Below are 22,651 nucleotides of genomic sequence, written 5' to 3' on the forward strand. Positions count from 1 at the left end.
TTCTCATTTGCGGGGCTGGGCCACTGCCCCTTTCCCCTGTTCAGCAAGAAGGTCGATGGCAATGGGTCTGGTGATCAACGAGGCGGTGGTGCTGCGTGCCGTCTTCCATGGCGCGGTGGATGCGGACCAGATCCGGTACTGGCTGGACCGCGTGCAGGCGCTGATCGAGGCCCACCGTCCCTTCTACTTCATTGCCAGCACCGCGCCCGGTGCCACCTTCTGCGACGATTACCGTGCCCTGCAGGCGGTCTGGTACAAGCAGTACAAGGCCGCCTTCCGGCAGTACTGCCGGGGCCTGGTACGCATCGCCAGCGATGCCGCCGAGCGGCAGCGGCTGGGCACCCCGGCGCTGCACGCGGCCTGGGCCGTGCCTTACTTCGTCACCACCGATGCCGGCGCGGGCATGCGCTGGATTGGCGAGCACCTGGAGCAGGCCGATGCGCACTGAGCGCGCCGCCGCTTCGCCATTCGGCCTGGGGGTGATTGTCGCGCTGTACATGGCGCATGCGCTGCCCCTGTATTTCTACAACGTGGCGGTGCCCGCCATCCTGCGCAGCCAGGGCGTGGACCTGCGCTGGATCGGCATGCTGTCGCTGCTGTACCTGCCGTGGGCGCTGAAGTTCCTGTGGGCACCGCTGGTGGACCGTTGGCACCTGCCCGCCCTCGGCCGCCGCCGCAGCTGGCTGTGGCTGACGCAACTGTTGCTGCTGGCCGGCATCCTGGTGCTGGCGTTCACTGGCCTGGATCATGGCCTGGTCGTGTTCGTGCTGGTCGGCATGTGGATCTCGAGCATTGCCGCCACCCAGGACATCGCCATCGACGGTTACACCGTGGAGGCGCTGGCGCCGGCCGAGCACCGGTTGGGCAGCATGGCGCAGAGCGTGGGCGTGGCCCTGGGCAGCATGATTGGTGGCGCCGGCGTGCTGTGGCTGTATGAAACCCGCGGCTGGACCGTGGCCCTGCTGAGCCTGGCCGCGATGAGCGCACTGACCCTGCTGGCAGTGCAGCAGATCAATGAAACGCCGGCCAGGCCCGACGCGCCGCGGCCGAGCATCCTGCGCGCGCTGCGCCGTCGCGAACTGCGCTGGGCGCTGCTGCTGATCGTGCTTTACCGGTTGGTGGAAGCGCCGGCCATGGCGATGATCAACCCGCTGCTGGTCGACCAGCAGTTCAGCCTGACCGAGATCGGGTTGCTGATCTCGGTGGGCGGTGCCGGCACCGGCATGCTGGCAGCCGTGGGCGCCGCCTGGCTGCTAAAGCAGCACCGGGCCGAGCAGCTGTTGATGCATGCCGGCTGGTGGCGCACGGCGCTGTACGTGCTGCTGGCATTGATGCTGTACAGCGGCGCGCTTGCGACCTCGCGGCTTGGCCTGGGCGCGCTGGTGATCGCTCTTCTGCCGCTGCGCTATGTGGCGATGACCAGCCTGTATGCCTTGTTCATGCGGGTCAGCTCGCGTGCGCAGGCCGGCACCGACTTCACCCTGCTGGTGTGCTTCGAGCTGCTGGTCAATTTCATCGGCGGCGCATTGTCCGGCTTCCTCGCCAAGGGCATGGGCTACCCCACCTACTACATCGCGCTGGCCACGGTTTCGGCGCTTGGACTGCTGTTGTGCCGGCCGCTGATGCGCCGCTTCGCAGCACCCACGAACTCCCCCTGATACGCAACGAGGACACCATGCGGCATACCGCAGCAACCCTTCCGCTGGCTGTGCTGGCGATGGCCATCAGTGGCCAGCTGGCGGCGCAGAATGCGTCTGCTACGTCCGGCACCCGGCAACTGGATGCGGTGAGTGTCACCGCCGTGCGAGGTGCACGCAGCGTGGCTGAGATCGCCGGCACCGTGTATGCCATCGAGCACGAACAGATTGCCCAGCAGATCACCGCCGGGCGCAGCACCGCCGACATCCTCGGCCAGCTGGTGCCGTCGCTGGCGCCGGCCAGCGGTACCACCAGCAACTACGGCATGACCATGCGTGGCCGCAGCGTGCAGGTGATGATCGATGGCGTGCCGTTGACCGGCGCACGCGATGGGTCGCGCCAGCTCAACAGCATCTCGCCGACCATGATCGAGCGCATCGAGGTGATCTCCGGCGCCACCGCGCTGTATGGCGCCGGTGCCAGTGGCGGCATCATCAACATCATCACCCTGCAGCCCGGCGAGCAGCCGGTGCAGCTGGCCAGCCAGTTCGGCCTGCGCAGTCCCTCGCATCTGTCCAGTGACACGCTGGCCTGGAACGCCGCGCAGACCATGACCGTGCGCGGCGATCAGTTCAGTGGCGCGTTCGGCTTCGCCTATGGCCGGCAGGGCGCATCGCTGGATGCGCATGGCCGTCGCATCGGCCCGGAGATCGCGCAGACCGATCGGCAGGACACCGAGACCCGCGAACTCAATGCGCGCTTGGACTGGACCCCGACGGACAGCCAGCGGTTGAGCGTCGGCGTACGCTGGTTCGACGATCAGCAGGACAGTGATCACGGCCCTGACTATGGCCCGCGCCTGGCCGCGCTGTTCAACCCTGCATTCACGCCCAGCCACCAGGCGCTGCCCGGCCTGCAGCTGGAGGCGCAGCCGCGGACCCGGCACCAGGGAGTGAATGTGCAGTATCGCAACCGCGACCTGCCGGGTGGGCAGGAACTGAGCGTGGAAGCCTATTACCGCAACGAGCAGGGGCGCTGGTTCCCGTCGGTGTCGACCCTGGTGCACCCGGCGCTGCGTGGTGGCTTCGCCTATGTGGCGATGCAGTCCAACACCGACATTGATGTCTGGGGCCTGCGCAGCGCGCTGCACAAGGATTTCCAGGTCGGTGGCCGCAGCCTGCAGCTGTCGTATGGCGTGGACCATGAACGCGAGCAGGATCGCCAGCGCGGGCAGATGTATGACATCAACCGCTTCATCGCCAGCAATGGTCTCGACTACCAGCCCACCGCGCAGTACGCGATGGGGCCGGACGTGCGCGTGGATACCACCGGCCTGTTCCTGCAGGCCGATCATTCGCTGGGTGAGCGCTTCAGCGTGCAGGCCGGCGTGCGCCACCAGATCCTGCGCAACCGCGTAGAAGACTCGCTTCCCTACACCGAAGCGATCACCGCCGATGCCGTTGCCGGGTACCAGCCGCGCTTGCTGCAGGGTGGCCGCGTGCGCCACTCGCAGACCCTGTTCAATGCCGGCGTGGTGTACCGGCTGGATGCATCGCAACAGCTGTTCGCCAACGTCTCGCAGGGCTTCAGCCTGCCCGACACCCAGCGCATGCTGCGCGATGTACCGGCAAGCTTCGTCATCGACAGCCGCAATATTGGCCCGATCAAGGTCGACAGCTACGAGCTGGGCTGGCGCCGCAGCGATGCATTGCTGCAGAGCGCAGTGACCGCGTTCTACAACCGCTCGGACAAGACCGTGCAGTTCAACCGCGACTACAGCGTGTCGGTGGCCGACACCGACGAGCGGGTGTGGGGCGTGGAGGCCAACCTGCGTTACACGCCGACCGCACCGCTGGAGCTGGGCGCCAGCCTTGCCAGCACCCGTGGCCAGTACCGCGACGCTGCCGGACGCTGGCGTGAGCTCAATGCGTTCCGCGTTTCACCCTTGAAGGCGGGTGTGCACGGGCAGTGGCGCTTCGCCAACGACAGCCTGCTGCGACTGCAGGGGCAGGTCGTCGGTGGGACCGATCGCGCCTGGCGTGATGCACCGGCTGCTGCGATCAGCCCGAGCATCCGCGCAACCCCGGCCGCGAAGATCCACGGCTATGCGGTGTTCGACCTGATCGGCGAAGTACCGCTGGCCGGAGGTCGTTTCAGCGTGGGCGTCTACAACCTGGCCGATCGTGACTACCGCACGGTCTATGGCCAGCAGGCCGAGGCGACCTACGGAAAGATGTCCAGCCTGCCGGCGGCGGGGCGGACCTTCTCGATCGGGTACCGGGTGGAGTACTGAGGGAGGCGACCACCGCCCTACCGTTCGTCGGCCCATGACTTCCGGGGGGTTGACTACAGTTGTCGTCACGCAGACAGTGGCGACACGTGTAGTCAAGGGAGTGGTGTCATGCGTGGCAAGACGATCGGGGACCAGGAGCTGGCCCTGCTGCAGTACATCGATGAACATGCGCCGGCCAGCGTCGGCGAAGTCGCCAATGGCTACGGGGAGGCCCGTGGCCTGGCCCGTTCCACCGTGCTGACGATGATGGAGCGGCTGCGGGCGAAGGGGTATCTTCAGCGCCAGCAGCAGGACGGCGTCTACCGCTACCAGGCCACCCGTGGCCCGCAGAGCGTGCTGCAGGGTGCCGTGGCCCAGTTTGTCGACAACACCCTGCAGGGCTCGGTGTCGCCGTTCGTGGCCTACCTGTCGCAGCGCCAGCAGGTCAGCGACAACGAGCTGGCCGAGCTGGAAGCGCTGGTCGCCCAACTCCAATCGCGTCGCCACGAGGGCTGAGCCATGGACACCACGATGCTGATCCCGATGTTGGAACGGCTGGGCTGGACCAGCCTGCAGACCGTGCTGCTGGTGGCCCTGGTATACGGCCTGTGCCGCGCGCTGCCGTCGCTGTCGGCGGCTACCCGCTGCCGCCTGTGGTGGCTGGTGTCGCTGCAGGCCGTGCTCGGCCTGTTCTGGAGCCAGCCGTTGCAGTTGGCCTGGCTGCCGGCCCCCCAGGCCGTGGCGATGACCGCCACCGACGTTGCCGCCGATCTGGTCTATCCGCTGGCGCCGGAGGCCTCGGCGCAGCTGCTGGCGACGATGCCGATGCCTGCAGCGGACGTGCCGTCGGTGGCGTGGTGGGCCGTTGCACTGGCCGCGCTGTGGGCGTCCGGCGTGCTGCTGATGGCCGTGCGAACCTTCGGTGAGTGGCGCCGTTGCCGCGCGCTGCTGGCCGCCGCCTATCCCTGCGAGGACGAGGCGCTGGTGCAGGCCCTGCAGCTGGCCTCCGATGCGCACGGCGTGCGCCCTGCACCGCGGCTTTGGATGAGCACGCAGGTGGACTCGCCGCAGCTGGTCGGGCCGTTCCGCCCGGTGCTGCTGCTGCCGGCCGGCGACAATGCCCTGCAGGGTGACGCGCTGGACCTCGCACTGACCCACGAACTGCAGCACCTGCAGCGGCGTGACCTGCAATGGGGCCTGCTGCCCGCACTGGCCCAGCACCTGTTCTTCTTCCACCCGCTGTTGCGCCTGTCGGTGCGCGAATACGCCCAGGCCCGCGAGGAAGCCGTGGATGCGGCGGTGGTCGGCCAGCACGGCGCCAGCCGCCAGGCCTATGGCCGCCTGTTGCTGCAGCTGGGCGTGGCCCCGCAGCCGCATCTGGGCGTGGCCAGCGCCGCACCGAGCACCACCAGTCTCAAGCGTCGCCTGCTCTCGCTGCAGTCGCACCGGTCCTGCCCGCGCATCCTGGCGATGGCGCTGACCGCTGTGGTGGTGCTGGTGGGCGTGGCGCCGATGCGACTGGTCGCAGCGCCGGTGCCGCCGGCTCCGCCCGCACCACCGGCCGCCCCGAAGGCCGTGGTGCCGCCGCCGCCGAAGGCCCCGGAAGCACCGCCCGCACCGCCCTCGGCCGCGCGCGTTCCGGCCGTGCCGGTGGCTCCCGCACCGCCCGCCGAACCAGCCGATATGGAAGAACCGTCCGGTCCTGACGATGCCGACGTGGCCTACGTCGACGATGCCGCTGGCATGGATGAGGACCATGACGGCACGACCACCACGACCTCCATCACGACCTACGGTCGCCTCGATCTGGGCAAGTCGCCCCGGGAGGCCTTCGTGCTGGTCGATGGTGATTCGACCTTCGCCAACGGAGGCATGGACGACGTGACGGTGGCCCGCAGGCAGCTCGGCAAGGGCCCCGCACTGTGGTTCCGTCAGGGTGACAAGCGTTACGTGGTGCGCGACCCGATGTTGATCCAGTCGCTGCAGCGCGCCTATGCCGGTGCGGCGGACCTCGGTCGCCAGCAGAGCGAACTGGGCCGCCAGCAGAGTGCGCTGGGCCGCCAGCAGAGCGACCTCGGCAAGCAGATGGGTGAGATGGGGCGTCTGCAGGGTGAAGAGGCGCGCCGCATCGCACTGGCCGCCGCCGAGGCAGCACGCAATGCGATGGCCGCCCACGACATCAACCGTGAGGCGGCTGCGGAAGCGGCGAAGGCAGCGCGCGGTGCGACCCGCGATGTGGCCGTTGCGCGAGAGGCTGCACGCGAGGCTGCCGCCGAGGCACGTCGTGCGATGCAGGAAGCCCGCAGCGAGGCCGCGCAATCCGGCCGCACCCGTGACATGCAGCGCCTGGCCAGCCAGCAGTCTGAACTGGCCAGCCGTCAGGCGGCACTGGGCAGCCAGCAGGCCGCGTTGGGCGAGGGCCAGGCACGTGTGCATGCGCAGGCATCGCAGCAGGCACAGCAGGTGATCGCGCGCGCACTGGCCAGTGGCAAGGCCGAGCGCCTCTGATCGGTAGTGCCGGCCGCGGGCCGGCAATGTGGGGTGCCGGCCAGCGGCCGGCACTACCCTGGGGCGATCAACCGCAGCTGGCGCGCTCGATACGGTTCTGCGCATCCACCTGCACGGTCACGCGATCCTGGCGGAAGTCCATGGTCACCGCCATGCCGGGCTTGACCACCCGTGCACCGCGTGCGCCGCTGGCGCTGACCAGCTGCTTCACCGTGGCTTCGTCGGCGGTCTTGCCGGTGAATGCTTCAAGCTTGTCGGGCTGGCACTCATGCGGGCCATCGGCCGCCGGTGGCGGCGTGGTCTCATGCGCGGTACTGCTGCCGGCATGGCTGCAGGCAGCCAGTGGCAGAATGGCGAGCAGGACCAGGGGATTGAGGCGCATCGTCGGGCTCCAGGCGTGGATGGTGGCGGCAGTGTCGCCGCTGCCACCGTCAGGCCGCGTCAACGCCTACTGCCCGACCAGCGCCAGCGTCTCGCGCTCGCGCTGTTCCTCGTGCACCAACCGCTGCAGCAGCAGGGCCAGGGTTACCACATCCTGGTGGTTGTGGTCGGCCACCCGGCGCAGGTTCACCGCATCGCCCCCGCGCAGGAAGCGCAGCCAAGCGCCCGGTGCTTCAGAACCGGGCAGATCGTCCTCGCGCACCACGCGCAGCAGCTGGCGTTCGATGGTGGACAGCTTGCAGTTCTCCCACGTGCCGCGATAGCGGCGGCGGGTCGGATAGAGCAGGTCGACGTGATCCAGTGCGCTGATCGGGCAACGCTGGCGTGCCAGCCGGTAGCGGGCCTTCAGCAGCGGCGCATCGTAGCTGCGGCCGTTGTAACTGCAGAACACGGTGGAGGGCTGCAGCCAGCGGGCGAAGGTGGCCAGCATCGCGTCCTCGGCGGCCATCGTCGACATCAGCAGCTGGCGGATGCGCAGGCCTTCACCACGTTGCGGACACACGTGCCAGTCGGCCGCGCCGATCATGAAGGCACGGGTGCCGGTGCCGCCGGCCAGGCCGGTGGTCTCGGTATCGAAGAACAGCAGATCGCGTGCGGCCACGTGCTGGTCCTCGCGCTTGGCGAAGGCCAGCGACAGCGGGGCGGTGGGGATCGGTTGCGGCTGCAGCGATTCGATCAGGAACAGGCCCGGCTCGATTTCCTCACCGGGCAGCTGGCGATCCTGTGCACTGGCGCGTGCCGGCGCGGCTCCACCGCGCGAACGCAGGCCGAGCAGGCGATGCAGGCTGCCTACTTCCGGCCGCCGCAGCGTCGCCGGTGTGGAGGCCGCAGCGCCGGTCGGCTTGTGGCGGATTTCCTGTTCGACCCAGGCGAACACCGAACGCTCGGCCGGTGGTTGCCGCGCATCGTTGGCGGCCACGGGTGCCGGAGGTGCAGGAGGCACGTCCGGCGCGGCCGGTGTACTCGCCTTCGGGTCGCCGGCCTGCCTGCGCAGCAGGCGCAGCTTGTCCAGGCTCAGGCTCACGGGGCCAGCAGCTCCATCGGATCGCGCGTGGTCACCACCACGTCGGGCACATGCTGGCAGGCGTCGGCATCGAACAGGTCGAGCACGCGCAGCGCCAGCGCACGCGGCGAAGTCTCATCTTCTTCCTGAGCGGCCAGCACGGGGCCCACGCAGGCCGGGCAGCCGGCCTTGCAGTCGCAGCGCTGCACCAGTTCGCGCGCGCGCTGCACCAGCTCGGCCTGGCGTTGCCACAGCGGCTCGCTGAGGCCGACGCCACCGGGGAAGTTGTCGTACAGGTACACGGTGGGCACGAACTCCTGCAGCAGCTCCACCACACCGGGATCGCCCTCGCTGCCGCGCAGCTGGCCACGGCCGCTCTGGTCGGCGATCGCGAACCAGGAGCCATCGCCGTTGCCCACCGACTTCTGCAGGTCGCGTGCATCGGCCATCACCGCCACGGTGGCGACGATGTGCAGCGCGTACGCCGCGCCGAGGAATCCATCCAGCGCATCCTGCTTGCTGGCGAACGCGCGAAGCAGCAGCGCCTGCGGCAGCTGCCACCACACCGCAGTGGTGTGCAGTTCCTGGTCGGGCAGGTTCACCGGGCCGTAGCCGATGTTCTCGTGCGTGTAGTAGCGGATCTTCTTGTAGCCCGCCACGCGGCGCACCACGTGCACTTCGCCATGGTGCGAATCGCCACGCCCGGCCACGCCGCCATCGAAGCGGTCCAGCACCTTGAGCTTGGTAAAGTCGATGCTGTCGGTGTAGTAATCCACGTGGGTGCGCGTGACGTAGGCCTTGCGGCCTTCCCAGTCCAGCGTTTCCACCTGGTAGGGCGTGGACTGCACCATGTGGATCGCGCCTTCGTACAACGTGAGCGCGGCCGCGGAATAGTCGACCTCGGCGATGATCTGCTGGCGGCCATCGCTGCGGTCGACCACCACGAAGTTGCCATCGGCCACCGCACGCAGGCTGACCGCGTTGGCCGGGTAGCTGTCGGCGATCCATTCCCAGCGCTCGCCCTCGCGGTGGATGACTTCGGTTTCGGCCAGCGCTTCCAAAAACACTTCCGGATCGATCGGGCCGAAGCCATCGCCGACCCGGAACGGCAGCTCGAAGGCCGCGCAGCGGATGTGGTCGAACAGAATCAGCGGCTGGTCCGGCGCGATGCGCGCGTGTTCGGGCGAGGCCTCGGCGAAGAAATCCGGATGGCGTACCACGTACTGGTCCAGCGGCTGCGAGCTGGCCACCATCACCCCCAGCGCGGGCTGCTGGCGGCGACCGGCGCGGCCGAAGCGCTGCCAAGTGGCAGCGACGCTGCCGGGGTAGCCATTGAGGATGACCACGTCGAGGCTGCCGATATCCACGCCCAGCTCCAGCGCCGAGGTGCTGACGATGCCGTCGATGTTGCCGGCGCGCATCGCACGTTCGGTCTCGCGGCGTTCGGTGGGCAGGTAGCCACCGCGGTAGGCGCGGATGCGGGGCGGCTTGCGCGGGTCGTGGTCGAAGATGTCCTTCAGGTACTTGGTCAGCACTTCCACCATCAAGCGTGTCTGCGCGAACACAAGTGTCTTCAGCCCGGACTTGATCGCGATGCGCGCGATGCGGTTGCTCTGCGAGCGTGCCGAGGCGCGCAGACCCAGGTCCGGGTTGATCACCGGTGGGTTCCACAGCAGCACTTGTTTCGGCCCGCTGGGCGCGCCGGATTCGGTGATGGCGGTGACCGGTGCCTCGATCAACGCCTCGGCATGCGCCTGCGGATTGCCGATGGTGGCCGAGCACAGGATGAACTGCGGTTGCACGCCGTAGAACGCGCAGATGCGCTTGAGCCGGCGCAGCACGTTGGTGACGTGGCTGCCGAACACGCCGCGGTAGGTGTGTACCTCGTCGATGACGATGTAGCGCAGGTTCTCGAAGAACTGCGCCCACTTGGTGTGATGCGGCAGGATGGCCTGGTGCAGCATGTCCGGGTTGGACACCACGATGTCGCCGTGCAGGCGGATCGCCTGCCGCGCATCGCCGGGGGTGTCGCCATCGAAGGTGAAGGCCTTTACGCCCAGGTCGCCGGCACGGTTGAGTTCCAGCAGCTCGGCCACCTGGTCCTGGGCCAGCGCCTTGGTCGGGAACAGGTACAGCGCCTTGGCCTTGTCCTGCATCGCGGCGCTGACCACCGGCAGGGTGTAGCACAGCGACTTGCCGCTGGCGGTGGGGGTGACGATGGCCACGTGCTCGCCGCGCTGGCTGGCCTCCCACGCTTCGGCCTGGTGGCTGTAGAGCTGCTCGATGCCACGCGCCTTCAGTGCTGCGGCCAGTGCCGGTGGCACCGTGTCGGGAATGGCGGCGTAGCGGCCCTCGCGGCCGGGAATGGCGAAGCTGCCGGTGATGCGGTCCTGGTAGCGGCGCTGCAGGCGTGCACTGAGCAGGGCGCCGTCGCGGGCGGGCAGGCCATCGCGGGTGGCGAGCTTCTGCTCGGCATCGGCGGTGCGCTTGGCGAGTTCGTAAGCCATGGAAGATGGAGCCGGGACGGATTGCGAGGAGTCACATGGCACCACACTCACGTCTCAGGATGTGAGACACCGCACACGGAGGGCGTGAACCGTTCAGTGCCCGTGTCCCATGGCATCGCCGCATCGTCGCATCTCCCTGGGCTGAACAGCCGCCGGTGCGGCAACGAAATCTGAAGCCGGCATCCGTATCCTTGGGCGCTGGACGCAACCAATAGGGTGGATGGCTGTGGCACGACGTGGAACGCAGGGAGCACTCCTGGCCAGCATGCTGCTGGCGGGCATCGCACAGGCACAGCAGGCCGCGCCGGTGGCGGTGCCCGATCCTGCACCCGTTCCCCCTGCTGATGCCCCGACAGCAGCCACCGCGCCGATTTCCACCGCCTTGCCGCAGGACAACGTCACCACCCTCGGCGAAGTGCGTGCGCTCAAGCCGGAAGACGAGCCGCTGGATCTGTACCGCTTCAAGAATCCGGTGAAGTTCGGCGACAACCGCTTCAGCCGCGACTGGAGCGAACCGCCATCGCCGGAGCAGGTCAGCATGGGCGGCGGCTACATCATGATGGGCGTGGTCAAGGGCGTGCTGGCGGCGGGCCGGGGTCTGAACAAGCTCACCGGCGGCCCCGACCAGATCCAGTCCGCCATTGCACGGCCACCGCCGGAGCTGAGCGCCGAGCAGCAGCGGCGCGCGTTGCAGTTCTGCCAGGAGCAGGAAGGCTGCGGCGCGCCGCCGGTGAAGTAGGCCGGTATATCCTGCCGGTTCCTCAACCGGTAGCGCTGCCATGTTCCTGCGTTCGTTCTGCCTGCTGGCTGCATTGCTGCCTGCGTCCGCCTTCGCTGCCGGCATCGCCGGTGATGGCGCGTGCCGCAATGGCGCGTTCCCCTCCGAACAGAGCCAGTTCGCGCTGGCGCGGGTGGTCGATGCACAGCGCCTGTATCTGCTCGGCGACATGGACGGTTGCCCGGCCAAGGGCGAACCGGCCTGCCGCCAGCGCAGCTATGTGGTCAACGGCGATACCGTGGTGACCGGTCGCGACCTTGGCCGCTACCGCTGCGCGTTCTTCCCGAACAAGGTGGGTGGCAGCGCCGGTTGGGTCGACCGCAGCAAGCTGCAGCCGTTGCCGGTGGCCGTGCCAACGCTGCAGGACTGGGCGGGCGACTGGAAGGACGGCGACAACGGCCTGCGCATCACCGTGCAGGGCGGGCAACTGCATGTGGAGGGTGACGCCTACTGGCCCTCTGCCAACCCCACGCCGGAGCAGCGTCCCTACGGGCCGAACATGGGCCAGGTGGAAGCGCGCGCCGCGCCGCGTGGTGCCGATGTCGAGTTCGTCGAGGACACCTGCAAGGTGCGCGTCCGTTCGCTGGGTGAGGTGCTGATCGTGGCCGACAACAGCGAGTGCGGAGGCATGAACGTGCGCTTCAATGGCGTGTACCTGCGCGCGGGCACGCGCTGACCCCGTCGAAAGGCAACCGGTCAGTAGATCCACGCCATGCGTGGATGCGGTTCGCGGACCCATCGGCGGGGCCAGAGCCCTTTTGCGGGCGAAAGGGATCCGACCCCGAAGTTACCGCCGCCGTTCCAGCCACCACAGCAGCGATGCGCACAACACGAACGCCAACCACCACGGCCAGCGTGAGCCCGCCACGGGTTGCGTCACTGACGCATCCGGCGGCGTGCTGGCAGCCAACGCCTGCGTGGTCGCATCGATCATCACCTGCCGATGCAGCGTCGGTGCATCCTTCGGGTCGAACACATAGCGCCAGACAACGCTGTCGCCATGCTGCAGGCGCTGCCAGCCTGCCTCACGGGGCCACCAGCCGGCGCAGCGCAGTGCCGACGTCGCGCCATCGATGATCAGGGGTATATCGTCGCCGCGCTTGTTGAAGACCTGCAGCGGCGCCTGCACGCCGCACAGCATCTGCCGTTCGCCTGCCCAGCTGATCGGCTGCGGTGACCACAGTGCATCACCGCTGCCCTGTGCGCGTGCCAGGGTGGCCACCACACTGCTCCACAGTTCGCCGTGGCGATCATCGCGACCGGCCAGCACCCAGCGCCAGCTGTCGGTGAGTGGCAGCAGGCCGACGCGCCCCTTGCCGGCCGCGCGCCAGCCGCCGACGGCCTTGCCGCCCCGATCGTGCAGCAGTGCGTTGCTGCCCGGTGCCTGCAACGCCAGTGCTTCCAGCGAAGGCAGCGCAGCGCTGTGCGAGCTGCGGTCGGCTTCTTCGCCGTAGCCGGTTGGCAGTGTGCCGGCGGCAAGCGGGCCACGCCGTGCGGCGAGGATCGCGCTTTCGCCATCACCGGGAAGTGCGAGGGTGTGGCTGCTGCCATCGCCCTGCACTGGCAGGCCAAGATCGAGCAGGCGCTGGCGCGCACTGGCCGAAGGTGCCCCGGCACTTCGTACCAGTACACCCAGACCCTCGCGCAGCGCATGGCGCACGACGGCCAGCTGGCCTGCACTCAGGGCCGCCAGGCTGCGTTCGTCCAGCAGCAGCAGGTCGCTGCGCGCCAGCGTTGCAGCATCGATCGAGACCACGCCATCGCCCACGCTGAGCCCGGCCCCGGTATCGGCCTGCACCTGCATGCGGAGGCCGGCATCGGCGGCCCAGCGGCGCAGGTACTTCAGTTCCGGGCCGGGTGCGCTGGCACGCACCAACAGGCGCAAGGGCGTTGCCGGCAAGGTCTGCTGCGGCACCGGTACGGTATCCACCACATGGCCTTCGGTGTCGAGCAGGCGCAGCCGGAACACGCTGCGGCCTTCGGCACGGGCGATGCCGGTGAGCTGGACGCGACCGTCGTCGGCAACGTCCATGCGATCGACCACGCTGTCGGCCGGGTCCAGCAGCTCGGCCTTCGCCTTTGCCGCGCCACGCGCCTGCGCCTGTACCTCGAAGCGTCCGCCGGGAGCGACGTCGGCCGGTGGCTGCAGCGCGACCCAGCCGCGCGGTGCGGGTGCTGCCTGCCAACGCACGTCGCCCGGCAACGCCGCGTCGCGATCGCGTGCGACCAGTCCGGCGCCAACGAGCGTGAGCGTGGAGGCCGGGTGTTGGCGCAGCGCGGTGGCCAGGTCGGGAACGCGCTGTGCGCCGGGCACATCGGCAGCTTCCGGCAACAGCAACAGCGGGCCTTCGCTGGCCGGAAGTGCGCCGGCCTTGCCGGCATCGATTCCGAGCACGACCAGCCCGCCTGCGGGTTGCTGGCGGGTGGGTGGCACCAGGCAGAAATACAGCAGCGTGGCGACGACGATCTGCAGTGCGATCACGCTCCACCGGCGGCCCGGGTGCGCGGTGCTTCCACGCAACTGGCGCACGCTGGCGATGACCACGACCACAGCGAGTGCCAGCGCAATCCACAGGTTCAGGCTGGAGGCGTTCATGGCTGCGCCTCCAGCGCATCGAGGTAGCGCTGGCCCATCGCATCGGCCGCACTGCGCCGCATCGCCTGCGGCAGTGGACGCTGCAGCGCCCGCCACAGCTGCGCGCGCAGGCGCTGACGACAGTCGCCGCAGTCGGGCTCGATGCGCAGCTGCTCGATGGCCGCGGCCAGATCCAGTGCATCGGGCAGGTAGGCCGCGTTGCGTTGCTGCCAGGCCGCGAGCGCATCGAGATCCGGTGCGCCGTTGTCATCACCGAGGCGTTGCCAGGCTTCAACGATGGCCGGATCTGGCGGAGTGCGCGCAGTCAACGGCAGTTCACGACTGGCCAGCCCGGCGCGATCACCGCCGAGGCGACGGCCTTCATCGATCGGCGGCAGCTCCGGCCCAACCCGGGCCAGATAGATGCGTTCGGCCTGCTGTACCTGCTTGATGAAGCCCAACGCCTTGTAGGCGAAGGGCAATGCCTGTTCCGGACGGCCCTGGCGCAGCTCGCCTTCGGCCGACCACATCTGGTCCAGCGCGGCCTTCAACGTGGCGCGGGTCTGCGGATCGAGCAGGGTGGCCGCTTCGGCGTGGTCATGGGTGTGTCCGTATTCGGAGAGCACGTCGGTGTCGCTGCCGAATACCGGCGGCGTATCGCGGTTGTCCGCCTTGCCGCCGTGATCATGGCCATGCGCGTCGTGCGCCCCACCATCGGCGCCATGGTCGTGATCGTGATCGTGATCGCTGTCGTGATCGTCTGCGGCCGGCGTATCGCTGGTGGGCAGGTCGCTGGTCGGCGGCGGCTTCGGCGCACCTTCGCTTTCCTCGCCCAGGAACTGGCCGTAGCGCAGGCGCAGGATGCGCTGGTCGACACCGATCGCATCGCTGCGCTTCACGAAGTCCTCGGCGGCCAGGCTGCGTCGCTGGCGGATCAGCGCTTCGGCATCGATGATGATCTGCCGCTGGCTGCGGAAGTACGCAGGCAGGGTTTTCCTGATTCGGCCTTCCAGCTCTGCACCGAGCGCGACTTCGGCGCTGGGCAGGCGCAGGATCACGCTGCTGCTGCGCCCGGTCTGCGGCGTGGGTGCATGGTTGTCGCGTACCTCCAGCTGGGCGATCACATCGTTGCCGGGCTGCGCGCCCAGCGCAGCCAGATCAAGGGTGTGGGCGAAGCGCCGCGCGGTGGCTTCGCCGCTGCCGGCAAGCGTGACGCTGCGCTTCACGAAGGTGATGTTCTCACCGCTGCCCTGGGTGGTGGTGATCGACAGCGTTGCCTGCGCCGCGACACCGTAATCGTCGCTGGCCTCGAAGCGCAGCGCCCACTGCCGTTGCCCCGGCGTGCCCAGCACCAGGCTGGCCGTGGGCTCCAGTACGCGCACGCTGGGTGCACGGTCGGCCACCACATCCAGCCGATGCAGGCGGGTCTCTGCCAGTGCCGGTTCGCTCACCACGCGGTACAGCACTGGCGTGCGTGCCACATCCTGCGCCTGCCACTGTCCTTCGTGCTCGCTCAGTGGCAACCGGCGACCATCGTGGAACTGCAGCCATGCCTTGTCCGGGGCGCGGTCGAAGCGCAGGGACCAGGACAGCCGGCTGTCGGCGGCGACCTTGGCGTCCAGTGCATTCCGGGTAAGCGTGGCCTGGCCGGTATAGGCCGGCGCGTCGATGCGCAGGCGGGTGGACTGCAGGCGCAGCGGGCCTGCGGCAGCCGTGCTGCCAGGTGCCGACGTGTGGGCAGGCGCGGAACCGGGGTTCGAACGCGGCCAGCCGAGTGTCAGCACAACAATGGCCAGGCCTGCGATCCAGCACAGCGCCAATGCCCCGCGCGGCCAGCGCGGACGCAGCTCCGGCATCGCGCGTTCCAGCGTGGCCAGCACATGCGCACGCTGGCGCTGCTGCAGCGGATTGAGCGTGGCGGCATCGGCGAACAGCAGGTCGGCACTGTCCTCGCTGGCACCGCTGCCATCGAGCTGGCGCTGCAGCCATTGCCGGTCCAGCTGGCGGGCATGCGCGGTGGCGAAGGCCGCACACACGAGCAGGCTGACCGTACCGACGACGCAGGCGATATCGAAGCCTGCCAGACGCAGGGCCAGCACCGCCGCAGCCAGTGCCCATGGCAGGCCCAGCAGCAGGGTGATGAGCGCACGGCGACGGCGTGCGCGTTGCCAGGCGTGCTGCAGGGTGTTCATGCGCCCACCCTGCGCTGGGCACTGCTGGCCATCCAGCGTTCCAGCGCGAACAGCAGCACGATGGCCAGCAACAGCCAAGGTGTCGGCTCACGCAGCGGCGGTGTTGCAGCAGGCAATACGGCCCGGCGCGGTGCGTGGTCACGTGCGTCGCCCAGGCGCGGGGCCGTGGGCGGCTGCAACGCCAGCAGCAGGGCACGTGGCAGGCGCGGATCGCGCAGCGCAGCGTTGCTGGCGGCATTCCAGTCGCCCGGCAGCGCCAGCAGAGAGCCGTGGCCGATGCGTTGCTGCCACAGCAGCGGTGCGCCCTCGGCGTCGCGCAGCAGGATGCGGGCGCTGGCAGCAGGCTTGCCGGCGGTTACGATACGACCGCCGTCGCGCAACCACGCCTGCCAGTTTGCTGGCAGTGCATCGCTGCGGCTCCACACGCCGATCTCGCCGCGTTCGGGCAGGGCATCCCCCGCCAAGGGCGAGGGCAGTGCCTGCACGCCCCACGCGCGCTGCAGTGCGTTCAACCAGTGCTGGGCAGTGGCGGATGCCTCGCCGTGTACGCGTAGCCGCGGCAGTGCCGCTGCAATCTGCGGCGGGGTGACCGGCATCGGCTGCGTGTGCCATCGCACCTCGCGCGACAGCTGCAGGCGGGCGCCATCCAGGCCGGGCAGGGGATCGGGAACGTGCACGGCCAACGCGGTGCCCGCTGGCAGCTGCGCGTCCAGTTCGCGCAACAGGCTGGGCAGGGACGCGCTGGACGCAGGCGGTGCTTGGTCGATGGCGGGGAAGCCGGGTGCCAGCCAGTGCCAGGTGCGGTCCGCAGCGGAACCACGCAGTGCAGCGGCGTCCAGCCCAGGGGCCACCACCGTCCACGCATCGGGGGCGGGAGCGGGGCCGGTCAGCGCAGGTCGTGCCAACAGCAAGGCCAATGCAGCCAGCAGCAACAGGCGCACCAGCAGCAACGGCCAGTCATCGAAGCGGATGCGTTGGCGCGGCCGGATCTGTGCACGCAGCCAGCGCAGCGCGGCGAAATCCAGTGGCGTATACGGATGGCGGCGGGCGAGGTGGATCAGCAGCGGCAGCAGCCCTGCGGCGAGCGCGGCGAGGCCGAGCGGGAACAGCAGGGTCATGCACCGCCCCCACGGCCGAACAGCGCCTGCAGCGCCTGGTCCAGAGGCTGGTCGAGCCAGCCGGTGGCACTGGCGATGCCGCTGGCCTGCAGGCGCGCATGCAATGCGCTGCGTGCATCAGCGAAGCGCTGCAGGTAGTCGGCGCGGATCGCCGCGCCGTCGCCCAACAGTTCCTCGCCGGTTTCCGGGTCGCGGAAGCGATGGCCGGCGTCGAACGGGAAGTCGCGCTCGTCGGCGGTCAGGATCTGCAGCAGTGCCACTTCGCGGCGTGCGCTGGCCAGTTGTTCCAGCAGCACGATGCCGGCATCGTCGAAGCCGTCGCCGATCGCCAGCAACAGGTCGCCCGGGCGCACGCGCTCCCACAGCGGCCGAAGGCGATCGGCCGCAGGCCAGGCGCCGCGCGCCTGCAAGGAATGCAGTTGCAGATGCACGCGATCACGCTGGCGTGCGCCATTCGCCGCGGGGACCAGCTGCAGGCCATCGCCATTGATCGCCAGCAGGCCGAAACGGTCACCCTGCTGCAGGGCCAGCTCAACCACGCAGGCGGCCACGCCGCGCATATGGTCCAGACGTGTGCGCGGCGGTGCCGCGCGATCCGCCTGGTTGGCCGAAGCGGTGGCGTCGAGCAGCAGCCAGACCGTGATCGGGCTTTCGCGTTCGGACTCGCGCACGAAGAAGCGGTCCGAGCGGGCGTACAGCTTCCAGTCGATCTGGCGCAGTTCGTCGCCGGGCTCGTAGGCACGGTACTGGGCGAATTCGAGACCGGCACCGCGGCTGCGGCTGGCGTGCTGGCCGATGCCACTGGCACCGCTGGCCAGGCGCGGCCGCAACCGCAGCAGGCGCAGGCGCGCACGCAGTTCCGGTGGCAAGGTCAGCGGGGTACCGGCGTTCACGCGTGGATCAACCCGGGAACGGCACGGCCTGCAGGAGGGCGGCGACCACGTCGTCGGCACGCTTCTGCTCGGCCTCGGCGGCGAATGACAGCAGCAGGCGATGGCGCATCACCGGCGCGGCCAGTGCCTGCACATCCTCGCGGGTGGCGGCGAACCGGCCCTGCAGCAGCGCACGTGCTTTCGCAGCGAGCACCAGCGACTGCCCGGCACGTGGACCAGCGCCCCATTTCACCCACTGGTTGATCGCCGCCGGCGCGCCGGCGCCCGGACGGCTGGCACGCACCAGGCGGGTGATCCAGGCCAGCACGTCCGGGCTGACATGCACTTGGCGCACCGCGGCCTGCAGAGCGATCACGGACTCGGCATCCATCACCTTCGGCACCGCGTCGGTGGCACCGCCGGTGGTCTGTTCCAGGATCTGCCGCTCTTCGTCTTCGCTCGGGTAATCCACCAGAACGTGCAGCAGGAAGCGGTCCAGCTGTGCTTCCGGCAGCGGGTAGGTGCCGGCCTGCTCGATCGGGTTCTGCGTGGCCAGCACGAAGAACGGCGCGGGCAGCGCATAGGTGATGCCGGCGTAGCTGACCGTGCGCTCCTGCATGGCTTCCAGCAGTGCGGCCTGGGTCTTGGGCGGGGTACGGTTGAGTTCGTCGGCCAGCAGCAGGTTGGTGAAGATCGGGCCTTGCTGGAAACGGAAATGGCGATGGCCGGTGCCGTGGTCTTCCTCCAGCAGCTCGGTGCCGAGGATGTCGCTGGGCATCAGGTCCGGGGTGAACTGCACGCGCCGGAACTGCAGCTCCAGCGCCTGGCCGAGTGAGCGCACCAGCAGGGTCTTGCCGAGGCCCGGCGCCCCTTCCAGCAGGCAGTGGCCGCCGGCCAGCAGGCCGATCAGCAGCTGTTCGACCACGGTGTTCTGGCCCACCACGGCGCGTGCGAGCGCAGCGCGCAGATCGTGCAGGCGCGGCAGCAGGGAATCGAGGTCGGGGGCGGTCATGGGCGTGCAGGTCCTATCAATTGTTCAACGCGTACATCACGATGTTGACGCCGAAGCGGGTGTTGTCTTCGGCCAGGAAACGCTTGTTGCGCCAGTCGTAGTCCCACTCGCAGCCATAGTCCTTGTTGCTGTAGAGCAGGCCCAGGCGGCCACCGACCTCGATGCCCTTCAGGTAGTCGTGCACCAGGTCGTCGCCCCAGCCGTTGAGTTCGAAGCTGGTGGCGGGCGGGCCATCCGGGAAGCGGAAGAAGCTGCGGTACAGCGCGTGGCTGTTGGGCAGCTTCTGCAATGCCTTCGGGCCGAACAGGCGGCCCATCTGCGCCTCGAACGAGGTGGCGAACAGGCCGTCGATGTCATGGTTGCAGTCGTCGACGAAGACGAAGCCGCCATTGCGCACGTAGCGCACGAAGTTCTGCCGTTCGGCAGCGTTGAACTCCACCAGCGTATGCCCGGCCAGGTAGCAGAAAGGCGCCTCCAGCATGCGCGGGTCGGCCAGCGCCACCACGTGCTCCTGCGGATCCACGCGCAGCGAGGTGTAGTCGATCAGCGAGGTGATCAGGTTGGACGGCATGCGCGCGTCCACGTCCCAGTCACCGGAGTCGTACTGCAGGCGGGTGAACCAGAAGTCGTAACGCGAACTGCGCGGGCCTGCCTGCGCCCAGGCCGGCAGTGCCGCCGCCGAAGCGGCAGCGGCCAACCAGCGCAGGCAGGCCCGGCGATCCATCAGACAGCGTCGGACAGCGAGGTGAAGGTGAAATCGCGCAGCTTCATCGGCGGGATCATCATCACGTAGCTGGATTCATCACCGGCCACGCGCACCGGCTTGCCCAGCTCTTCGATGTTGTTGAGCATGATCACCGGCGATTCGTTGAAGCGGAAGTTCTTCACCGGATGCTTGATCTGGCCGTTCTCGATGTAGAAGGTGCCGTCGCGGGTCAGGCCGGTCAGCAGCACGGTCTGCGGATCGACCATGCGGATATACCAGGTGCGGGTGACCAGGATGCCCTTCTGGGTGCCGCGCACCAGCTCGGCGGTGCTCTTGTCGCCACCGCTCATCAGCAGGTTGCCCGGCGAGGCCTTGGCGGTCTTGCCCTGCTTCTGTGCCCAGAAGCGCGAGTAGTCCAGGTTGGCGATCTTGCCGTTCTCGATGATGGCGATGCGCTCGCGCGGCAGGCCCTCGTTGTCCCACGGCAGCACCGGTGCATCCGGATGCCACGGGTCGGCGATCATGGTCACGCGCGGGTCGTAGACCTGCTCGCCCAGCTTGTTGCCGCCGCCCTTCTTGGACAGGAAGCTGCGGCCTTCATCGGCCGAGCGTGCGCTGAAGAAGTTCATCATGAAGCTGATCAGGCCCGCCGCCGCAGCCGGCTCCAGGATCACCGTGTACTTGCCCGGCTCCAGCGCCTTGGCTTCGGCCGATTCAGTGGCCTTGCGCATGGCGATGCGGATGTCCTGGTCCGCCTTGAAGTCCGCCGCGTCCTTCAGGTTGCGGCCGACCCAGCCCGAACCACGGCCATCTTCAGTGCGCACGGTGCAGGTGTAATCGAAGTTGGTGGTGCGCTGGTAGGCGAAGTTGCCGTTGCTGTTGGCGGTGGCCTGGAAGCCCTGGCCGTCCTCGAGGAAGCCGGCGGCGATCAGGCCGTGGCCACGGCACGGGGCGATCGAATCGGCGGCGACCTTGGCACGGAAGGCCGGATCGATCGCGGCGGTGGATTCGCTGAAGGTCGGGCTGGCGCGGTAGCTCTGCTTGCCGATGGCCGGCATGAACTCCGGGTTCTCCGGGGCCAGGCGGGCCAGGTCTTCGGCGCGGCGTACCACGCGCTCCAGCGCGGCATCGTCGAACTCGTTGATCGAGGCGGTGCCCACGCGCTTGCCGAAGGCGACGGTGACCGCCAGTTCGGTGTTGTCGACGATGCCGCTGGTGGAGACATTGTTCAGCGCGAAACGGATGTTGCCGCTGATCGCGCCAGCCAGCACGGCGGTGCATTCATCGGCCTTGGACAGGGCGATGACCTTGTCGAGGATGGCCTTGGCCTGGGCTTCGGTGAAGATACTCATGGTGTAAGGGCTCCTGACCGATCAGCCGAGGCTGCGTGCGGTGTTGATGACGTTGATGCCGTTGAAGCGCGCGGTGGACGAGCCGTGCGAGACCGCCGAGACCTGCCCCGGCTGGCCCTTGCCGTCGAAGAACGAACCGCCCAGGCGGTAGTCGCGCTCGTCGGCCACGGCGGTGCAGGCGTTCCAGAACTCCGGCGTGCGGATCTGGTAGGCCACGTCTTCCAGCATGCGGGTGATCTGGCCGTTCTTGATCTCGTAGAACAGCTGGCCGCCGAACTGCGCGTTGTAGCGCTGCTGGTCGATCGAGAACGAACCATCACCGATGATGTAGATGCCGTTCTCCACGTCCTTGATCAGGTCCGGCACGCTCAGTGGCTTCTTGCCCGGCGCCATCGACACGTTGGCCATGCGCTGGAACTGCACGCTGGACCACGAATCGGCATAGCAGCAACCGTCGGACTCGGTCTTGCCGAGGATGTGGGCCTGGTCGCGGATGGTCTGGTAGTCCACCAGCTTGCCGTTGCTGATCAGATCCCAGCGCTTGCACTTCACGCCTTCATCGTCGTACGCCACCGCGCCGAGGCTGCCCGGCTGGGTCTTGTCGGCGAAGATGTTGACCAGCTCGCTGCCGTACTGGAAATGCTGCTCGCGCTTGTCCAGGGTGGCGAAGCTGGTACCGGCGTAGTTGGCTTCGTAGCCGAGCACGCGGTCCAGTTCCAGCGGGTGGCCGATCGACTCGTGGATGGTCAGCCAGGTGTGTGACGGGTCCAGCACCAGGTCGTACTTGCCTGGCTTCACCGACGGCGCCTTCAGCTTCTCCTGCGCCTGCCTGGCGGCGGCGATGGCGTCCTCCTTCATGTCGTAGGAGGAGCTGTAATTGACCACGCCATTGGGGCCGACCACCTTGCCGGCGGCGGCGCCATCCAGGTACTCGTAGCCCAGGCCCATCGGCGAGGACAGGCCCGAACGGGTACGGAACTTGCCGCTGGACTTGTCGATGGCGGTGACCGTCATCGGGGCCCAGATGCGGTGCACGTCCTGGTCGATGTAGGAACCGTCCGTGGAGGCGAAGTACTTCTGCTCGTTGACCAGGAACAGCATCGAATTGACGAAGCTGGCACCGGCACCCATCGCCGCAGCGTTGACGTCCAGCAGCAGGCCGACCTTGTCCTTGATCGGCACCTCCATCGCGTTCTTGCGGATCGGCGTGCGCCAGCTCACCTCGCCCACGCCTGGCGCCTTGGCCAGCTGCACCGGCGCGGTCTGCACGCCGGCGTTGGCCTTGGCGATTGCTGCCGCCTGCTGTGCGGCCTTGGCCACATCGGCAGTGCCCAACGCGTTGGTGGCGGCGAAGCCCCACGCACCGTTGACGATCACACGGATGCCCACGCCGGTGGACTCGGTGTTCACCACGTTCTGCACCTTGTCCTCGCGGGTGATCACGAACTGCCGCAGGTAGCGGCCGATGCGCACGTCGCAGTAGGTGGCGCCAGCGCTGCGTGCGGCCTGCAGGGCGGCGTCGGCCAGGCGCTTCTTGAGCGCCGGGTCGAGGCTGGACTGCAGCTGCTCGGCGGCGATCACCTTGCCGAAGAAGGAGGGCACGATCAGCCCGCCCGCGGTAAGCCCGGTCAGGGCCAGGAAGTCACGTCTTTGCAAGGCTGCTCTCCATGTCGAAGG

At 68.6% G+C, this 22,651-nt stretch carries 18 protein-coding genes; 7 read left to right on the top strand and 11 right to left on the bottom strand.

What is annotated here, in order from left to right; genetic code table 11:
* Window positions 1-55: 55 nt before the first annotated feature.
* The 5 genes from ACZK4H_RS00345 to ACZK4H_RS00365 all read left to right on the top strand — a co-directional run bounded on the left by ACZK4H_RS00345 (window position 56) and on the right by ACZK4H_RS00365 (window position 6,418).
* Window positions 56-448, top strand: coding sequence for a hypothetical protein (locus tag ACZK4H_RS00345; RefSeq protein WP_239503809.1), 393 nt, complete (start codon window positions 56-58; stop codon window positions 446-448).
* The gene (locus ACZK4H_RS00350; RefSeq protein WP_099552781.1) at window positions 438-1,658 is read left to right on the top strand and encodes an MFS transporter; all 1,221 of its coding nucleotides are present in this window, start codon (window positions 438-440) and stop codon (window positions 1,656-1,658) included. The genes ACZK4H_RS00345 and ACZK4H_RS00350 overlap by 11 nt, the downstream gene beginning before the upstream one ends.
* Window positions 1,659-1,675: 17 nt before the next feature.
* Entirely contained in the window at window positions 1,676-3,931 is a 2,256-nt protein-coding gene (locus ACZK4H_RS00355; protein ID WP_099552803.1) for a TonB-dependent receptor, read from the top strand.
* 108 nt (window positions 3,932-4,039) lie between these two features.
* On the top strand, window positions 4,040-4,426 hold the full coding sequence (locus tag ACZK4H_RS00360; protein ID WP_099552780.1) for a BlaI/MecI/CopY family transcriptional regulator: 387 nt from the start codon (window positions 4,040-4,042) through the stop codon (window positions 4,424-4,426).
* A 3-nt stretch (window positions 4,427-4,429) separates the two neighbouring features.
* Window positions 4,430-6,418 (top strand): M56 family metallopeptidase, encoded by a 1,989-nt coding sequence (locus ACZK4H_RS00365; protein ID WP_099552779.1) that lies wholly within the window; start codon window positions 4,430-4,432, stop codon window positions 6,416-6,418.
* A 67-nt stretch (window positions 6,419-6,485) separates the two neighbouring features.
* Here the strand turns inward: ACZK4H_RS00365 and ACZK4H_RS00370 are convergent, their stop codons facing one another.
* The 3 genes from ACZK4H_RS00370 to ACZK4H_RS00380 form a co-directional block, all read right to left on the bottom strand.
* A complete protein-coding gene (locus ACZK4H_RS00370) occupies window positions 6,486-6,800 on the bottom strand; it encodes an I78 family peptidase inhibitor (RefSeq protein WP_099552778.1) in 315 nt (104 codons plus the stop codon).
* 66 nt (window positions 6,801-6,866) lie between these two features.
* Window positions 6,867-7,883 carry a ribonuclease H-like domain-containing protein gene (locus ACZK4H_RS00375; RefSeq protein WP_099552777.1) on the bottom strand — a complete coding sequence of 339 codons (1,017 nt, stop codon included), beginning with the start codon at window positions 7,881-7,883 and terminating at the stop codon, window positions 6,867-6,869.
* Window positions 7,880-10,369: a DEAD/DEAH box helicase gene (locus tag ACZK4H_RS00380; RefSeq protein WP_099552776.1), complete on the bottom strand. Its 2,490-nt coding sequence runs from the start codon at window positions 10,367-10,369 to the stop codon at window positions 7,880-7,882. The genes ACZK4H_RS00375 and ACZK4H_RS00380 overlap by 4 nt, the downstream gene beginning before the upstream one ends.
* A gap of 220 nt (window positions 10,370-10,589) precedes the next feature.
* Between ACZK4H_RS00380 and ACZK4H_RS00385 the strand changes: the two genes are divergently transcribed.
* Complete coding sequence (locus tag ACZK4H_RS00385) at window positions 10,590-11,108, top strand: hypothetical protein (protein WP_099552775.1); 519 nt, start codon at window positions 10,590-10,592, stop codon at window positions 11,106-11,108.
* Window positions 11,109-11,148: 40 nt separating this feature from the next.
* A complete protein-coding gene (locus tag ACZK4H_RS00390) occupies window positions 11,149-11,823 on the top strand; it encodes a hypothetical protein (protein ID WP_099552774.1) in 675 nt (224 codons plus the stop codon).
* 111 nt (window positions 11,824-11,934) lie between these two features.
* On the opposite strand, the gene ACZK4H_RS00395 is transcribed toward ACZK4H_RS00390, so the two are convergent.
* Genes ACZK4H_RS00395 through ACZK4H_RS00430 form a run of 8 tightly spaced genes read right to left on the bottom strand, consistent with a single transcriptional unit; the run spans window position 11,935 to window position 22,630 of the window.
* Window positions 11,935-13,743, bottom strand: a complete 1,809-nt coding sequence (locus ACZK4H_RS00395) for a hypothetical protein (protein WP_478473037.1) — start codon at window positions 13,741-13,743, stop codon at window positions 11,935-11,937.
* Window positions 13,740-15,914 (bottom strand): hypothetical protein, encoded by a 2,175-nt coding sequence (locus tag ACZK4H_RS00400; protein WP_099552772.1) that lies wholly within the window; start codon window positions 15,912-15,914, stop codon window positions 13,740-13,742. The genes ACZK4H_RS00395 and ACZK4H_RS00400 overlap by 4 nt, the downstream gene beginning before the upstream one ends.
* Complete coding sequence (locus ACZK4H_RS00405) at window positions 15,911-17,032, bottom strand: BatA domain-containing protein (RefSeq protein WP_099552771.1); 1,122 nt, start codon at window positions 17,030-17,032, stop codon at window positions 15,911-15,913. The genes ACZK4H_RS00400 and ACZK4H_RS00405 overlap by 4 nt, the downstream gene beginning before the upstream one ends.
* On the bottom strand, window positions 17,029-17,925 hold the full coding sequence (locus tag ACZK4H_RS00410; RefSeq protein ID WP_099552770.1) for a DUF58 domain-containing protein: 897 nt from the start codon (window positions 17,923-17,925) through the stop codon (window positions 17,029-17,031). The genes ACZK4H_RS00405 and ACZK4H_RS00410 overlap by 4 nt, the downstream gene beginning before the upstream one ends.
* 7 nt (window positions 17,926-17,932) lie before the next feature.
* Window positions 17,933-18,916, bottom strand: a complete 984-nt coding sequence (locus tag ACZK4H_RS00415; protein WP_099552769.1) for an AAA family ATPase — start codon at window positions 18,914-18,916, stop codon at window positions 17,933-17,935.
* Window positions 18,917-18,932: 16 nt separating this feature from the next.
* Window positions 18,933-19,640 (bottom strand): DUF4159 domain-containing protein, encoded by a 708-nt coding sequence (locus ACZK4H_RS00420; RefSeq protein WP_099552768.1) that lies wholly within the window; start codon window positions 19,638-19,640, stop codon window positions 18,933-18,935.
* Entirely contained in the window at window positions 19,640-20,974 is a 1,335-nt protein-coding gene (locus ACZK4H_RS00425) for a TldD/PmbA family protein (protein WP_099552767.1), read from the bottom strand. Before ACZK4H_RS00425 ends, ACZK4H_RS00420 begins: the two co-directional genes overlap by 1 nt.
* Window positions 20,975-20,995: 21 nt before the next feature.
* Window positions 20,996-22,630 carry a TldD/PmbA family protein gene (locus ACZK4H_RS00430; RefSeq protein WP_099552766.1) on the bottom strand — a complete coding sequence of 545 codons (1,635 nt, stop codon included), beginning with the start codon at window positions 22,628-22,630 and terminating at the stop codon, window positions 20,996-20,998.
* Between the last annotated feature and the right edge of the window lie 21 nt (window positions 22,631-22,651).

It is taken from the genome of Stenotrophomonas sp. 78350_Sma (assembly GCF_056482105.1).

What these genes read in the sequence shown, in the direction of transcription:
- ACZK4H_RS00345 (WP_239503809.1), top strand. Translation starts at nt 56, where the DNA reads ATGGCAATGGGTCTGGTGATCAACGAGGCGGTGGTGCTGCGTGCCGTC.
- ACZK4H_RS00350 (WP_099552781.1), top strand. Translation starts at nt 438, where the DNA reads ATGCGCACTGAGCGCGCCGCCGCTTCGCCATTCGGCCTGGGGGTGATT.
- ACZK4H_RS00355 (WP_099552803.1), top strand. Translation starts at nt 1,676, where the DNA reads ATGCGGCATACCGCAGCAACCCTTCCGCTGGCTGTGCTGGCGATGGCC.
- ACZK4H_RS00360 (WP_099552780.1), top strand. Translation starts at nt 4,040, where the DNA reads ATGCGTGGCAAGACGATCGGGGACCAGGAGCTGGCCCTGCTGCAGTAC.
- ACZK4H_RS00365 (WP_099552779.1), top strand. Translation starts at nt 4,430, where the DNA reads ATGGACACCACGATGCTGATCCCGATGTTGGAACGGCTGGGCTGGACC.
- ACZK4H_RS00370 (WP_099552778.1), bottom strand. Translation starts at nt 6,800, where the DNA reads ATGCGCCTCAATCCCCTGGTCCTGCTCGCCATTCTGCCACTGGCTGCC.
- ACZK4H_RS00380 (WP_099552776.1), bottom strand. Translation starts at nt 10,369, where the DNA reads ATGGCTTACGAACTCGCCAAGCGCACCGCCGATGCCGAGCAGAAGCTC.
- ACZK4H_RS00385 (WP_099552775.1), top strand. Translation starts at nt 10,590, where the DNA reads ATGGCTGTGGCACGACGTGGAACGCAGGGAGCACTCCTGGCCAGCATG.
- ACZK4H_RS00390 (WP_099552774.1), top strand. Translation starts at nt 11,149, where the DNA reads ATGTTCCTGCGTTCGTTCTGCCTGCTGGCTGCATTGCTGCCTGCGTCC.
- ACZK4H_RS00395 (WP_478473037.1), bottom strand. Translation starts at nt 13,743, where the DNA reads ATGAACGCCTCCAGCCTGAACCTGTGGATTGCGCTGGCACTCGCTGTG.
- ACZK4H_RS00400 (WP_099552772.1), bottom strand. Translation starts at nt 15,914, where the DNA reads ATGAACACCCTGCAGCACGCCTGGCAACGCGCACGCCGTCGCCGTGCG.
- ACZK4H_RS00405 (WP_099552771.1), bottom strand. Translation starts at nt 17,032, where the DNA reads ATGACCCTGCTGTTCCCGCTCGGCCTCGCCGCGCTCGCCGCAGGGCTG.
- ACZK4H_RS00415 (WP_099552769.1), bottom strand. Translation starts at nt 18,916, where the DNA reads ATGACCGCCCCCGACCTCGATTCCCTGCTGCCGCGCCTGCACGATCTG.
- ACZK4H_RS00420 (WP_099552768.1), bottom strand. Translation starts at nt 19,640, where the DNA reads ATGGATCGCCGGGCCTGCCTGCGCTGGTTGGCCGCTGCCGCTTCGGCG.
- ACZK4H_RS00425 (WP_099552767.1), bottom strand. Translation starts at nt 20,974, where the DNA reads ATGAGTATCTTCACCGAAGCCCAGGCCAAGGCCATCCTCGACAAGGTC.